The 15,630-nt window shown below is 43.3% G+C and carries 15 protein-coding genes; 11 read left to right on the plus strand and 4 right to left on the minus strand.

Annotation, left to right across the window (positions count from 1 at the left end):
- Positions 1-2,541, plus strand: a complete 2,541-nt coding sequence (locus LUA90_RS13975) for a heavy metal translocating P-type ATPase (RefSeq protein ID WP_231491307.1) — start codon at positions 1-3, stop codon at positions 2,539-2,541.
- A 1,017-nt stretch (positions 2,542-3,558) separates the two neighbouring features.
- Here the strand turns inward: LUA90_RS13975 and LUA90_RS13980 are convergent.
- From LUA90_RS13980 to LUA90_RS13990, 4 genes are read right to left on the minus strand one after another with little or no spacing between them, the layout of a single operon-like run.
- Positions 3,559-3,975: a VOC family protein gene (locus tag LUA90_RS13980; RefSeq protein ID WP_231491308.1), complete on the minus strand. Its 417-nt coding sequence runs from the start codon at positions 3,973-3,975 to the stop codon at positions 3,559-3,561.
- Between the two features lie 59 nt (positions 3,976-4,034).
- A complete protein-coding gene (locus tag LUA90_RS19510) occupies positions 4,035-4,259 on the minus strand; it encodes a GDCCVxC domain-containing (seleno)protein (protein WP_082018558.1) in 225 nt (74 codons plus the stop codon).
- Positions 4,249-4,857 carry a mercuric transport protein MerTP gene (merTP, locus tag LUA90_RS13985; protein WP_231491309.1) on the minus strand — a complete coding sequence of 203 codons (609 nt, stop codon included), beginning with the start codon at positions 4,855-4,857 and terminating at the stop codon, positions 4,249-4,251. The genes LUA90_RS19510 and merTP overlap by 11 nt, the downstream gene beginning before the upstream one ends.
- Positions 4,854-5,246 carry a metalloregulator ArsR/SmtB family transcription factor gene (locus tag LUA90_RS13990; RefSeq protein WP_039474454.1) on the minus strand — a complete coding sequence of 131 codons (393 nt, stop codon included), beginning with the start codon at positions 5,244-5,246 and terminating at the stop codon, positions 4,854-4,856. Before LUA90_RS13990 ends, merTP begins: the two co-directional genes overlap by 4 nt.
- Positions 5,247-5,985: 739 nt before the next feature.
- Between LUA90_RS13990 and LUA90_RS13995 the strand changes: the two genes are divergently transcribed.
- From LUA90_RS13995 to LUA90_RS14035, 10 genes are all read left to right on the plus strand, one after another.
- The gene (locus tag LUA90_RS13995; RefSeq protein WP_039474446.1) at positions 5,986-6,234 is read left to right on the plus strand and encodes a heavy metal-binding domain-containing protein; all 249 of its coding nucleotides are present in this window, start codon (positions 5,986-5,988) and stop codon (positions 6,232-6,234) included.
- 46 nt (positions 6,235-6,280) lie between these two features.
- Positions 6,281-7,555 (plus strand): efflux RND transporter permease subunit, encoded by a 1,275-nt coding sequence (locus LUA90_RS19480; protein WP_039474443.1) that lies wholly within the window; start codon positions 6,281-6,283, stop codon positions 7,553-7,555.
- On the plus strand, positions 7,552-9,444 hold the full coding sequence (locus tag LUA90_RS19485) for an efflux RND transporter permease subunit (RefSeq protein WP_039474440.1): 1,893 nt from the start codon (positions 7,552-7,554) through the stop codon (positions 9,442-9,444). Before LUA90_RS19480 ends, LUA90_RS19485 begins: the two co-directional genes overlap by 4 nt.
- 4 nt (positions 9,445-9,448) lie before the next feature.
- Entirely contained in the window at positions 9,449-10,684 is a 1,236-nt protein-coding gene (locus tag LUA90_RS14005; protein WP_082018557.1) for a TolC family protein, read from the plus strand.
- On the plus strand, positions 10,659-11,927 hold the full coding sequence (locus tag LUA90_RS14010) for an efflux RND transporter periplasmic adaptor subunit (RefSeq protein ID WP_231491310.1): 1,269 nt from the start codon (positions 10,659-10,661) through the stop codon (positions 11,925-11,927). The genes LUA90_RS14005 and LUA90_RS14010 overlap by 26 nt, the downstream gene beginning before the upstream one ends.
- Entirely contained in the window at positions 11,920-13,134 is a 1,215-nt protein-coding gene (locus LUA90_RS14015) for an efflux RND transporter periplasmic adaptor subunit (protein ID WP_052266075.1), read from the plus strand. Before LUA90_RS14010 ends, LUA90_RS14015 begins: the two co-directional genes overlap by 8 nt.
- A 286-nt stretch (positions 13,135-13,420) precedes the next feature.
- A complete protein-coding gene (locus LUA90_RS14020; protein ID WP_131538574.1) occupies positions 13,421-13,858 on the plus strand; it encodes a hypothetical protein in 438 nt (145 codons plus the stop codon).
- Between the two features lie 108 nt (positions 13,859-13,966).
- Positions 13,967-14,455 carry a DUF3347 domain-containing protein gene (locus LUA90_RS14025; RefSeq protein WP_039474432.1) on the plus strand — a complete coding sequence of 163 codons (489 nt, stop codon included), beginning with the start codon at positions 13,967-13,969 and terminating at the stop codon, positions 14,453-14,455.
- A gap of 115 nt (positions 14,456-14,570) precedes the next feature.
- Complete coding sequence (locus LUA90_RS14030) at positions 14,571-15,143, plus strand: DUF3347 domain-containing protein (RefSeq protein ID WP_231491311.1); 573 nt, start codon at positions 14,571-14,573, stop codon at positions 15,141-15,143.
- 7 nt (positions 15,144-15,150) lie between these two features.
- Positions 15,151-15,627, plus strand: a complete 477-nt coding sequence (locus LUA90_RS14035; protein WP_039474427.1) for a heme-binding domain-containing protein — start codon at positions 15,151-15,153, stop codon at positions 15,625-15,627.
- Positions 15,628-15,630 lie beyond the last annotated feature (3 nt).

Here is a 15,630-nt window from a genome sequence, read left to right on the forward strand (position 1 = left end):
ATGAAGCATACCTATCAAATAAGTGGAATGAGCTGCCAGGGCTGCAGCAAAAAAGCTGAGCTTGCCTTAAATGGAATTAGTGGAATTTCTGCAGTGGTTACTCTAGTCCCCCCGGTAGCAGTGATTACTATGGAACAGCATGTGCCAGTAGAAATATTACAGGATGCTTTATCCAAGGCGGGTGATTATAAAATCTTAATGCCAGGGAATCACCAGATCGATAAGACACATGATCATAACGCAGCCTCTATTAAAGTTGATCTTGCAGCAGCTGATCAAAAAGGGAAAGCAGCAAAATTAGGGTCAGGAAAATATTACTGCCCCATGCATTGCCAGGGAGAGAAAACTTATGATAAACCTGGTGATTGCCCAGTCTGCGGAATGGATTTGGTGCAGCAGCCGGCCTTAAAACAAGCTGTGCAATACTCTTGTCCTATGCACCCGGCAATCATTCGTGACCAGCCGGGCGCTTGTCCGATCTGCGGAATGGATCTGGTGCAAATTGCAGGTAATGAATCAAGTTCGGAAGATGATCAGACTTATGAGCGGTTACTGCGAAAATTTAAGATAGCAGCCTTTTTTACCGTTCCCATCTTTTTAATTTCCATGTCAGAGATGATCCCTGGTAATCCCTTATTTAAAATAATGGAACTCAGGTATTGGAACTGGGTGCAATTTGCTTTATCAATTCCAGTCGTCTTTTATGCAACCTGGATGTTTTTTGAAAGGGCATGGCGGTCAGTGGTGACCTGGAACCTGAATATGTTTACCTTAATAGGAATCGGGGCGGGGGTAGCCTGGCTATTTAGTTTACTAGCCTTATTATCCCCAGGCATTTTTCCAGATCAGTTCAAGACCCATTCCGGCACCGTGTATGTATATTTTGAAGCGGCAGCAGTCATTTTAACGCTGGTATTACTAGGCCAGCTTTTAGAGGCACGGGCACATGGCAAGACAAACAGTGCAATCAGGGAACTTTTAAAATTGGCACCAAACCAGGCCACCCGGATCATAGGCGACAAAGAAGAAACGGTGACCATTGATGATATTCAAAAAGGAGATCTGCTTCGGGTAAAGCCAGGCGAAAAGGTGCCGGTTGACGGAAGCATCAAAATGGGAGAAGTCACCATTGATGAATCCATGATTTCCGGGGAGCCTATTCCTGTAGATAAAAAGCGAGGTGATCAGGTAAGTGCAGGGACGATCAACGGAAATAAAACCTTTACCATGCTTGCTGAAAAAGTGGGATCAGAAACCCTGCTTTCCCAGATCATTGAGATGGTAAATTCTGCAAGCCGTTCGAAAGCGCCCATTCAAAAGCTGGCCGATAAGATTTCAGGGTACTTTGTCCCGGTTGTTGTTTTTATTGCAGTGGCGACTTTTATTGTTTGGGCAATTTACGGACCGGAACCTTCTTATGTCTATGCATTTGTAAATGCAATCGCGGTACTGATCATTGCCTGTCCATGTGCGCTTGGCCTCGCTACCCCAATGTCGGTGATGGTAGGCGTTGGAAAAGGTGCAAAGTCAGGCGTACTGATTAAAAATGCCGAGTCCCTGGAAAAACTGAATGCCATTGATATTGTGGTGATCGATAAGACCGGTACTGTTACCGAAGGTAAACCTTCAGTTGAAAAGGTGGTTAGTGCAGACCCTAAGTTTACTGAAGCGGATATTCTTCAGAAAATTATATCCTTAAACAGCAGCAGCGAACATCCACTTGCTCAGGCCACTTTAAAATATGGGCAGCAAATGAATGTTGCTAAACTTCCAGTCGTAAATTTTGAAGCAGTTACCGGAAAAGGGGTTATTGGTACTATTGAAGAAGAAAACCTATCTCTTGGAAATGAAAAGTTAATGGAACAGGTAAAGGCAACTATTAGTCCTGCATTGCTTAAGCAGGTTAAGGCAGAGCAACAACAAGGTAAAACGGTATCTTATCTGGCAGTTGGTGATCATGCAGCCGGGTTTGTGGTTATTTATGATAAGATCAAAGAATCAAGCAAGGAAGCAATTAGTAAACTGCAAAAGGAAGGGTTAAAGGTATTCATGTTTACCGGAGACAATGAAGATACGGCAAAAGCAGTGAGCGAAACTTTAAGTCTTGACGGTTACAAAGCGCAGATGCTGCCTGAGGATAAATTAAACGAAATTAAACGGTTGCAGGCAGAAGGAAAGAAGGTAGCAATGGCTGGTGATGGTATCAATGATGCCCCTGCATTGTCGCAGGCAGATATTGGAATCGCTATGGGTACCGGAACTGATGTGGCTATTGAAAGCGCTGCAATCACACTGGTAAAAGGTGATCTAAACGGGATTGCTAAAGCACGACTTTTGAGCGATAGAGTCATGGGAAATATTAAGGGAAACCTATTCTTTGCCCTGGGGTATAATGTACTGGGAATCCCCATTGCAGCAGGTGTTTTGTATCCGTTTTTTGGTATTTTACTTTCACCAATGATTGCGGCCCTGGCCATGAGTTTTAGTTCAGTATCCGTTATTCTGAATTCTCTAAGACTAAGAAATATAAGGCTTGATTAATTCAATCAAGCCTTAAAAACTTCAAATTAAGATCTGCTATAAAAACCGGAAGTGTTGTAAGCTGAGAAATATTGCGTTATCATTATTCCCTTCTTTTCTGATAATCAATTGTGAGCAAATGCCGATGCCTTTAAGCAAAGTAAACCGTTCCAGAAAAGCATTAAATATCTCTTTTTCTTTTTGCCGATTATCATAAACTCATTCCATTATTCAAATCAGAATTTTAGTTTTTGATGATGAGTTTTTGATAATTTGGATTACAAAAAAACGAAGGTTTATGTGTAATCTGCCAAATATCATTCATAATTATTTTTAGATACGCTGAGTGTATTACAATAAACAGTTACACAAAATGTATTACATTAAACCACTTGGTGTATGAGGTTTTTCTGTAATTTCTAGTCGCACCATAGACAGAGAGAGTTCAGCCTTCGCTTGCTTCCTTTAGGCAGATGGTAAACACAACCGTTACAGGCATAATCTATTAAGTTGTTCTTGGATTGTAGGTTGGTTTCAAATCATAAAAAGCATTGCACAAAATTTGCACTGAAAATTCCGCCCTTTCCTTAGAGTCAATCCGCGGAAGTTCGAACTTTTATGAGCATTGCGAAGCGATAGTAAACTTTGAAAAAGTGGTGAAGAATAAAATTGAGGGGCAGTATAGGAAAAAGAAATTATTGTAAGTGTTTTTCTGTATCTGTTGATGACAAGCTAAGGCAGGATGAGACATCTTTCAGGTTCAGGTTTTACCTGTTCAGAACAATATGGATTATATACACCTAATTGTAGGCTATTTCTGTTTCCATTTGGCAGACACCTAAACTTTGTAGCTTATTTTTCTATCGTCCTAAATTGAAATATTTATCTAAATCATTCTTTATAGATCATTATAAAAAGAACAATTGTGGTTTTGGCCATACTATTATTTACAGCTACCGCCTTTGTCCAAATACATATAAGCCATCATTAAATACGCCAATATAAATCAGGTACTTCCCGGAGCTACATTAAAGACACTCAACCAATTTCCTCATAAAATGTAATAAGGTTTCCGTGAAGATCAAGTATCGAGAAATCCCTATGCCCCCAATGCTGTTCTTCGATGTCTGAATGTTCATTGTGGAGCACTCCCTGTGTTTTATACTCTTGATGTAGTTCATCGATTCCCTCTACCTCTATCCTGCAGCTCGCTGTCCCTGCTAGAAATGTTTCTGCGCCGCTCCAGATTGGCTTTAGAAAAAGCATTATGCTTCTATATTTCCAGCTCCGGTCACAAGATGCCCATAGGTGAATTTCGATTCCACCCCGTACAACTATTGCGAATGTTTCCTCTTTGTGACGCGTAGTGAAACCCATCCTGTTCTCATAAAATTCTACAGCCTTCGCTATACTTACAACCGGCAGTGCCGGAATGCTTTTTTTAAATCCTATCATAAAAATTTATCTATTTTCCAGCATTCGATAAGCGCTTTTTTTTTGCTGTTCTAAAAGAATTATTTGGCAGAACAGCAGGTTCTGTTTTCCTGTATCGGTGGACACTTTACTGTTCCGTAACTACAGAAGACACAGCAGTCACCCTGTAATGGTTTTAAGCGCTCGTGACAGTTTTCACATTCGTAAAAATACTGGCAGGCATCCGTAGGCATTGACTCTTCCTTTTGATGCTGGCAAAGTGGGCAGGTGATTATTGATTGCAGGAATATTGTTTTAGTTGACATCTTTTTTTTTGCTTTTTACTTTATAACCGGTTTCATGTTCGATGGAAGAGACTAACTGCACAATTGATATCTGGGTACTGTCGAACTTTACAAAGGATTCACCTTTTAAATATGAAGTTCTGACTTCCAGCACACCCTTTCTTTCCCGCAAGGCATGATTTACATGACCTTCACAAGAAGAACAGCTCATTCCCTGAATTTGAATAACAGTCTGTTGAACATTGGAGTTAATGCTAATTTCTTGTTTTGGCAATTTCTTTTGGAGGAACTTTGCATAATACGGAAAAGAAGCCAGCACGATTGAAAGTGCTGTTACTATCCATAAGAAGCCTTTGGATTGCAGCCAGTTTTTCCTTTCCGGGCAACCACATCCATCTTTTGGAGTGGGTTTATATGCCCTGTAAAAGGCAAAACCTAAAATCAGGGCAGTTGCCATTAACAGGTATGGCCTTAAGGGAGCGATCCAACTGAACATGGATAAGGTACTTCCCGTGGTACCCAGCAGTGCCAATAATGGAACAATACAGCAAAGGGAAGAACTGAGTGCCAAAAGTATTCCCGAACCTATGAGTTTGTTGTTATGTTTTACTTTGCTCATACTGTTTCAATTAAAGCATTGGCTTGATTAATCATAGTAAAGAAAGGCTGCATCAGTCTTAGGTGTTCATTCCGAAGGGAATAGAATATTGTCTGACCGTCTTTTCTGAATCCTATAATATTGCCATCTTTCATCTTACGCAGATGTTGAGAAACTGCCGGGATGCTCATGCCAAGGATATCACTTAGATCACAGGGACACAACTCCTTTTCCTGTTGCAACAGATAAAGTATTTTCAGGCGGACTTCATTTCCAGCTAAGGATAATATACCCGACAATTGGGAAAAAGAGTATGCGTTTTCCTTGATCTTGTTTCTGCATCCATTAATCTGCATCGGGTTTGCTTTTTCCCGGATACAGTTACTCAGATTGTCCGTGTTTTTTATCATCAAGGGCTAAAGGTATGGGTATATAATTATTTAAGCAAATGCTTAAATACTGTCTTTTTGATTTTTTTTATACGGAAAGTATATGATTTGTTTTGACGGATACTTTGAACCTGACCGACTGCAATCATAATCTTATAACATTTTCCGGAAATTATATAAACCTGTAATCTGATTTCAGGTTAACTTTACTTAGTTCATCTAAAATATTCTTATATTAGAATTGTGAAACGTACAGCAGTCATAATAATAACAGTGATCTACATGCTATCCTCTTTAGGGATGGCTGTAAACCGTTTTTATTGCTGTGGAAGACTGGCTTCAGTAAAACTTATCCTTGCTTTACCAGACCAGAACGATGTTAAGGCCAAAACAAAGGATAACTGCTGTAAGAACGAAAGGAAAAGCCTTAAAATTAAGGACACCCATTTCAGTGCTGATGTGGTGACCTTGGATGTTCCTATGCCAGCGGTCCTTCCCGAACCTATACGGTTTTCACAGGTAAATCTCTTTACTGATCGCGCCGACGTTCAGCCTTATCAGGCCAATGCCCCGCCCAGGCAGCCCGAGACACCGATCTATATCCTCAACTGCACTTACCGGATTTAATCCTCTTTTCTGCCTTTTCCTCTCTGGAAAAGATTGCGGAGCATTCCGTTTTTAATCAATTTTCTTAATTATAAATCACGCGTAGGCCATTGTTTGGCTCTATGCCATTATTCAATTCCTAAAATTCCAACACATGAAAAAATTAGTTTTTGTGGCATTTGCCATGCTGTTTTCTGGTATCTCCCTATTTGCGCAGACACCCGCCAAGCCCACCAAACAGGCTACCGTAAAAACAAAAAAGGCTGTTGTGCCCAAAGTGCAGTACACCTGCACGATGCACCCGGAAGTTTTAAGCGATAAGCCCGGGAAATGTCCCAAATGCGGCATGACGCTCGTAAAAAGGGAAGCGCCTAAAAAGCAAACAGGTAAAATGAAAATGTAAGTTCATCATGCCCGGAACGGCGTGTTCCGGGCCAATTATAATTAAGATGATCAATCAACTTATTTCCCTGTCCTTAAAGAACAGGTATATTGTCCTGCTGGTCGCAATAGCCTTATTTGCATGGGGCAGTTATGCCATCCGCGAAAACCCAATCGATGCCATACCCGATCTTTCGGAAAACCAGGTAATCGTTTTTACCGAATGGCAGGGCCGGAGTCCCCAGATCATGGAAGACCAGGTGACCTATCCCTTGGTGAGCAACCTTCAGGGCATTCCCAGGGTCAAGGCGGTCCGTGCTACATCCATGTTCGGGATGAGCTTTGTTTATATTGTTTTTGATGATAAGGTAGATGTCTACTGGGCACGGAGCCGTGTGCTTGAACGGCTAAACTATGCACAACGTTTATTGCCTGAAGGTATTACGCCAACACTTGGCCCTGATGGAACTGGGGTTGGGCATGTGCTTTGGTATACCCTTGATGCGAGGGGCATAGATCTTGGCGAGCAGCGCGCACTCCAGGACTGGTATATCAAGCTCGGCCTGCAGACGGTTCCCGGCGTAAGTGAAATCGCTTCCTTCGGAGGGTTTGAAAAACAGTACCAGATCAATATTGACCCACATAAACTCAATTACTATAACATTCCTTTATCCCAGGTACTTAAGGCCGTCAAGAGCAACAACAACGATGTCGGTGGCCGCAAGTTTGAAATGAACGGAACCGGCTACATTGTCCGTGGCCTCGGTTATATCAAAAGCCTGAAGGATGTTGAGGATATCTCGATCGGCACGATAAAAAGTGTTCCTGTCAGGGTACGCGATATTGCCACCGTTCAGATGGGCGGAGACCTGCGCCTGGGCATCTTTGATGAGAACGGCACAGGTGAGGCCGTTGGGGGGATCGTGGTGATGCGTTATGGCGAAAACGCAGACCAGGTTATCCACGCGGTCAAGGACAAGATGAAGGAGATCGAGCGCGGACTGCCTTCAGGTGTAAAGTTTAAGATTGCTTACGACAGGAGTGAACTGATCGAAAGCGCCATCAGCTCGGTAAAGCATACACTGATCGAGGAGATGATCACCGTATCCATTATTGTCATCCTGTTTCTGTTCAGTTGGAGAAGTGCCCTGAGCATCATCATCCAGATACCCATTACCATCGCAGCAAGCTTTATCCTACTCAATGCATTTGGCATCAGCTCCAACATTATGTCCCTGACCGGTATTGCACTTGCCATAGGCGTTATTGTAGACAACGGCATTGTCATGGTCGAAAATTCACACCGCAACCTATCCATTGCACAAGAAGAAGAAACGTTATGACCACATCCGAAAGAATCAAAATTATAGAAGCCTCCTGCAAACAGGTTGGCCGGGGTGTCTTTTTCTCAACCCTGATCATTGTCGCTTCTTTTCTGCCGGTATTTTTGCTCGAAGGGCAGGAAGGCAAGCTGTTTGGCCCGCTGGCATGGACAAAGACATTTATACTGGCCATAGATGCTGTTCTGGCAGTAACACTGGCACCCGTGCTGATCTCGTTTTTTCTAAAGGGAAAGCTAAGGACTGACGCGCATAACCCATTGAACCGAACCCTTGAAAAAATCTATCAGCCCATCCTCAGCTGGTGCATGAAATGGAGGAAGACAACAATCGGGATCAATATCATTGCACTTCTGATCAGTGTCCCATTGCTGCTCAGTCTGGGCAGTGAATTTATGCCCCCGCTTGACGAAGGATCGATCCTGTTTATGCCGGTAACCCTGCCCGATATTTCCAATTCGCAGGCCAAACAGTTATTGCAGGTACAGGACAGGATCATTAAAAGTGTACCCGAAGTCAAAAATGTACTGGGCAAAGCCGGCAGGGCAAATACAGCCACGGATAATTCTCCAATCAGTATGGTAGAAACGATTGTTCTTCTAAAGCCCAGGAGCGAATGGCGCAAGGGCATTAAAAAAGAAGACATCATAAATGAACTCAATGCGAAGCTTCAGATCCCCGGGGTGGTAAACGGATGGACCCAACCGATCATCAACCGCATCAATATGCTCTCTACCGGTATCCGTACCGACGTAGGTTTAAAAGTTTATGGGCAGAACCTGGATACCCTCTACGCTTTATCCGGCAGGATGAAGCAGGCACTACAGGGACTGAACGGGGTCAAGGATCTTTATGTGGATCCGATTACCGGCGGGCGCTACTTGGATATACAGGTTGATAAGGAAGCAATAGGAAGATATGGACTCAGTGTAGACGATGTAAACCAGGTGGTAGAAAGTGCCCTGGGCGGCATGAACGTTACGCCAACCATTGAGGGCCGGAGGCGCTTCAGCGTAAACCTAAGGCTGGCACAGGATTATCGGAGCAGCCTGGATGAGATCAGGCGCACACTGGTGCAGACCCCATCATTCGGGCCTGTCCCGCTATCTTCGGTTGCCCATATTACCATCAGTGACGGGCCGGCGATGATCCAGTCAGAAAACGCACTGCTGCGCGGAACGGTACTCTTTAATGTACGTGGCCGTGATCTGGGCAGTACAGTCAAAGAAGCGCAGGATAAACTGAACGGTATGGCGAAAACCCTGCCCAAGGGATATTTTATAGAATGGAGCGGACAGTACGAGAACCTGATCCGTGCCGAACGTACGTTGAAGCTCGTTATGCCCATTGTGCTGCTGATCATTTTCGCCTGCCTGTATTTTGCTTTTCATTCGATAAGGGAAGCCTTCTTCAGTCTTATCTCTATCCCCTTTGCCCTGATCGGCGGGGCATATATGGTTTATTTTTTTGGTGTGCATTTATCTGTTGCTGTTGCAGTAGGTTTTATTGCCCTGTTCGGTATTGCCGTTGAAACGGGGATCGTGATGGTCATATACCTCAATGATGCCATGCAGCGGCTGGTCGCGGAGAAAGGTAATTCCAGCGAAACAATCAGTAAAGAAGACCTGCGGACCTATGTGATGAACGGCGCGGTAAAGCGGCTGCGCCCAAAACTGATGACTGTCTGCGTCGCCCTATTTGGTCTGGTTCCGGTATTATGGGCTACAGGGACAGGAAGTGACGTGATGCTGCCGATCGTGCTTCCCATGATTGGCGGTGTATTAACCTCTTCAACGCATATACTCCTTGTTACCCCACTCATTTTTCTAATGGTCAAAGAGCACGAACTCAGGAAGTATGGCAAACTGGAAGTGCTGGACGTAAAAGAATAAAGCCATGAAAATAAATCATCGAATAATATACGGCCTATTGTTGTGTACCCTTAGCTTAACGGTTAAGGCACAGCAGGAATACCTATCATTGGACAGCGTGCTGGCAAGGGTTGCGGCCAACCCCTTATTGCGGACTTACGACGCGCAGATCAATGCGCAGAATGCCTACGCGGGCTCTGCCAGAAGCCTGGATGCCCCAAAGCTGAGCGCAGGACAGTACCAGACGCCTTATCAGCTTAAGCCCGATGGCGGTTCCTTTATGGTTACTGCCGATCAGATGTTCACCAACCCGGCCAAGCTCCGTGCAAAGGAAAACTACATGAAAAGCATATCCAGGGTTACCGCCGAAGAAAAGAAATACATGAACAACCAGTTGAACGCACAGGCCAAACAATATTATTTTGAGCGGGCAATCCTGGAAAAGAAACTGGCAGTTTTGGATAACACCAGTGGCTTACTGGAATACATGTTAAAGGCTTCCAATATCCGGCTTACCTATGGAAAGGAAAAACTGGATAATATCTATAAGACCAAAGCTGAACTGTTTCAACTGGACAATAGCCGGGAAGAAATTAAAAGTGAAATCAAACAGAAAAATATCCTGCTCAATACACTGATGAACCGGGACAAGGGGCAGGATTTTATGGTAGACACGAGTCTTGTGGTCAGGGATTATGCGGCTACAGTGACCGATACGGCTACACTTGCATCGGTACGGAGCGATATCAGGGGGATTGATCGCAGTATAGAACTGCAACAGCTTAATGCCAAAGTAGAATACAGTAAACGTAAACCCGACTTCGGGCTGCAGGCGGGACATATGTTCAGTTATGGCGGGATGCCCAACCAGTACATTTTAATGGGTTCAATCACCATCCCAATTGCACCCTGGTCTTCCAAGAGCTATAAAGCAAACCTGAAGGGCAATCAATACGAAATAGATCAGCAGCGCGAACGCAAGATCTCGCTCCTCAACCAGGCAGAAGGAGAGCTGGCTGGACTGAAGGCTGCATGGACAGGTAAATCCAGGCAGTTGAAAAACTACCGGCAGAACATTATTCCCGCCCTACAGAACAGTTATAAAACATCGCTCCTCGTCTATGAACAGAATACCGGTGAACTGCTGCCAGTACTGGAAAGCATAAAAAGTCTGCAGACAGCAAGGATAGATGCTTTAGAACGGTTAGGGGAAATATTATTAATACAGGTAGCTTATGAAAAAGAAAATGAAATGCATTAAGATCATATTACCGGTCATTCTTTTTGGTATGTTGCTGATCGCCGCCTGTTCCAATCCTAACCAGGCACCGGTCGGGTCTCAATCCAAAACCGCTGTACAATATACCTGCCCGATGCATCCACAGGTACTGGAGGATCATCCTGGTAATTGTCCGATCTGTGGGATGACACTGGTAAAAAAAGCAGGTCAGGCAAGCGAGGGTTCGTGCATCAGCTTAAAAACAGTTTTGGAGCCTGTTAACAGTACGGTGATCTCCTCGGTGGCTTTTGCCTTGCCCCAAGAAAAAGAAGTGGCCACGCAGGTCTCCGCAGAAGGTTATCTGGATTTTGATACCCGGACATTTAACAATATCGCCTCGCGTTTTTCCGGACGCATCGAAAAGGTGTACATCAAATTTGCCTTTCAGAAGATCCATCCGGGACAGCGCATCTTTGATATATACAGTGCAGATATGGTAACCGCTCAACAGGACCTGATCTATATCGCAAAGAATTCTTCAGGCGAAACCGAGTTGCTCAGGGCTGCTAAGCAAAAACTATTGCTGCTTGGAATGACAGCTGTCCAGGTTGAGCAGGTAGTCAGAACGGGCAAAGCATTTTATAGCTTACCAGTATACAGTGCCTACGAAGGGCATGTCCATGATGCTGCACATAGCCAGATGGCTGGGGCAGTGGGTTCAGACCAAGGCCCTGATTTCAGTCGTAACATGCCCCTTGCTATAAAAGAGGGGATATATGTAGAAAAAGGACAGACTTTGTTCAATGTTGTTGACCCCCATAGGCTGTGGGCCATTATCAAGATTGACAGAAATTCACTGGCCAGCTTACAGTTAAATCAACCGGTTAAGATTACACTACCCGATCTGCCAGGTAAAACGCTATATGGGAAAGTAGATTTTATTGAACCTACCCTTCAGCAAGGTGACAAAACAGTTAGCGTCAGGGTTTATCTGGACAATATGGAACATCAGCTGAAGGTAAACAGTTTAATCAATGCCTCGATAGGGACGGGAAAATCCAAAGGGCTTTGGATACCGAGGTCTGCTCTGCAGGATCTTGGGCAGACAAAAATAATCTGGTTAAAAAAAGGCGGCTCATACTATGCACATAGCGTAAATATTGGGACTTTCAATGGGAACGAAATACAGATAACAAGAGGCCTTTCCGCAACCGATACGCTGGCAGTAGATGCAGGGTATTTAACAGACAGCGAGAGTTTCATCAAAACAAAGGGTCATGAATAATATAAAAAGAATTAACCTGAAAAGGATCTGTGTCTTGCTGTTTGTGGTGCTTTCAGTAAGTATATTCAACAGCTGTAAACAAAAAGTACAGCCGGTGGTAAAAGTAAAAAGCAAATTTTACTATACCTGTTCGATGCATCCACAGATACATGAAGACCATCCGGGCAACTGTCCGATCTGTGGTATGAAGCTGATCAAAGTTGAGCTTACTGGTTCAGGGAATTCAGCCACGGAAAAAATAACATTAACCGCAAGTCAGATCCAGTTAGCCGGAATAATGGTTGATACAGTAAGGAAAGAAAATACAGGGGGTGAAAAACTGCTGACCGGAACTGTTGTTACAGATGAAAGTAGGGCAGAAGAGATCAGTGCAAGAATAGCCGGACGGATACAGCGTTTATTTGTTAGGTCTGTAGGAGAGAAAATAACAATTGGTCAGGCAGTGTATTCCATTTATAGTGAAGACCTCTTATCGGCCGAAAAAGAATACCTTTTGGCAAGACAGCAACAGAAAGTTTTAAATAATCCCGATGTAGATTATGAGGCCCTGATCAAGACAGTAGAGCACAAATTATTATTGTGGGGGCTGAACACCGCCCAGATCAAAAGCCTTTCTTCTTTATCCAAAGCATCGGCAACAGCTACCATATACAGTAAGGTCAATGGAACGGTAAGTGATATAGCGGTCCATGAAGGTGACTATGTAACCGAAGGGATGGCTATATTAAAAACCCAAGGGTTGAACAGTCTATGGATAGAGGCGCAGTTATATGCCAGCGAAAGCGGAAACTATAAGGAAAATGACATGGTGAATGTCTCTTTTCCAGACCTGAACGGACAGGTTATTAAAGGTAAGGTCGGATTTTTAAATCCTGAACTATCAGATGAATCTAAGGTTGTGCTCATCCGGATCGCAGTTCCAAATACGCAAGGGCTGATCAGGCCGGGGATGTTGGCATACATTTCCATTGATAATGGAAAACAGAATGCTGTTGCTGTGCCCAGATCTTCAATACTCGCAGGAGGTAAAGGCAATAAGGTATGGATCAAAAATAGTGATGGAAGTTTTTCTGGAAGAAAGGTCAGTACCGGAGCAGGGAACGAGGGTTATGTGCAGGTATTGTCCGGCATTTCACCAGGTGAAATAGTGGTCACAACTGGAGCCTACCTGTTGGAGAGTGAATCGATATTTAAAAATGGAGGGTAAGGTTATGATTTGGTGCGTCATATGTTATGGATAAATACCCATGGTAAGTAAAATTTGGCATAGTATGTAACTTGATTGCGCTAAATACTGTCTGGACTTTGTAGAAAAGCAAATCCAGCATTTGACAGGTCGGAGTCGGCGAAACGAAATTACTTTTCGAGGGGCCGAAAAATATTGAAACAAGTTCAATGTCAGAAATTTGAGGTGATTTTCTAATATAATTATATAAAAGATATGGAAAATTATATAAATTTAATTTCGCATCTTTATATAGATTTGTAGTCTGATGAAAACCAAAGCCATCTTTCTTTTAGTGATTTTTCTGCTCAACACTGTTGTTGGCTTTGCCTGTGCAGTTGGAATGGAAAGAGATAATCATGGAGAAAGTGATGTACATGTTTCCTCTAAAAAGAATAATCACAAACATGATCATCAGCATAAAGGGGCACATGTGCATAAACACAGCGCTTCAAATGGACCGAATCTTTCAAAAGAAGAACCCTGTTGCAAGACTCTGGTCAACGACCTTGTGGTTCAGGGGAAGCTTGTTCCCCAAAGCGTTAAAAACCAGGTTATCCTACCTGTTCTATTGCTTCCAGATTATCATTACAATTTTTTAATTCCTTCTGTCAAACTGGTTCTCAAAAAGAGTGTTTACGCCGGACAGCGGGAGCGGCCACCCAATAGGGACATCCGGATAACCATCAATAGCTTTCAGATATAAGATTTCACCACGAATTACCAATAGAGCCCGTGTTACATTGACATGGTGCCTGACTTTCGCGCGGACAAAACTCCTGCGGAAATAGCGTAAACATTTAATCTTAAAATCATGAAAAAAATATTTCTTCTGGTTGTCCTATTGGCAATCGTTTTCACTGGCCGCGTCATTGCGCAAAATAGCCAGACACAGTCACTTTTAACTTCTTATTACGATATCAAAAATGCATTGATAAATGCAGATGCGACAGTCGCCGCCTCAAAAGCCGCTGAGTTTTCCAAAGAGTTGGTCAATATGGACATGAAATCAATGGCAGAAGCCGATATGAATATATTTATGGGTTTGAAGGATAAGCTTGCCTTTGATGCCAAACACATATTGGAGAGTAAGGATATTGCCCATCAGAGAGAACATTTCGCAACTTTTTCTGCCAATCTTTTTAAACTGGCGAAAGCGGTTAAACTCACCAAAGCGCCTGTTTATTATGCCTACTGTCCGATGAAAAAGAGCTATTGGCTTTCTGATAACGCTGGCATCAAAAACCCTTATTTCGGTAAGCAGATGCTGACCTGTGGTGCAGTAAAAGAGACTATCAAATAATTCATATTGTTATTGAACGGACATTTAGCATTGAGATGTTTTGGTCCGTTCAATATAGCTGTGCATATATTCTACATACAGCTCGAAATAATTTATTCAAAATATATCAATAACAATGAAAACATTAATATATAGCCTTCTGGGCCCACTATTTTTCCTTGCCGCCTGTACAAATGGCAAAAATGAAAAGCAAGATTCTGCTGTAGCGGATTCCACGACCAAAAATGTTTCTAGGGAAACCAATAAGGTAAAAAAAAACCAAACGGCTGCGCTTTTATCCGGCTATCTGAAACTGAAAAATGCCCTTACCACGGACGATGATAAACAAGCTGCTGCCGCAGGCAGTGAAATAGTCGCAGGGTTCGCCAGTTTTGATGAAAAATCATTGACCTCGGAGCAGGCCAGGGCATATAGCGATATTCGGGATGATGCCAAGGAGCACGCAGAGCATATCGGTTCCAATGCAGGCAATATTGCCCATCAACGTGAGCATTTCGATATGCTGAGCAAAGACATGTACGACATGATCAAGCTCCTTGGCACTGACAAGCCCCTGTATGTTGACCGTTGTCCCATGTACAACAACAACAAGGGTGCGATGTGGGTGAGTGAGGTAAAGGAGATCAAAAACCCTTACCTTGGAAAAACGATGCCGACCTGTGGTACTGTTAAGGAAGAACTGAAATAGCACAAAAATGACGGGCATAAAGAAAATCTTTCTTGGGCTATTAGTTATCTTCCTGCTTATGCAGATCTTACAGCCTGCACGCAATAAAAGCGCGCAGGTTATGCCTCAGGATATATCCACACTTGTTCCTGTGCCTGATGATGTACAGGGGATACTTAAAAAATCATGTTATGACTGTCATAGCAACAACACAGAATATCCATGGTATGCCTATGTTCAGCCGCTTCACTGGTACCTTAACAGTCACATACGATCGGGAAAAGAGGAGCTAAACTTTAATGAATTCGCCGGCTATACCTTGCGAAGGCGTCAGAACAAACTTCGGGCCATAGAAAATAGCTTAAAAGATGGTACAATGCCGCTTTCTTCTTATATCATGATCCACAGAAATGCAATATTAGATCCGAGGGAAAAGTCGATACTCATAAAGTGGGTACAGGATTCAAGGGATAGTTTGACCAGAAAGAATCTCACTGCTCTTTAAATT

The organism is Pedobacter sp. Leaf170 (genome assembly GCF_920984665.1).
Classification (GTDB): Bacteria; Bacteroidota; Bacteroidia; order Sphingobacteriales; family Sphingobacteriaceae; genus Pedobacter.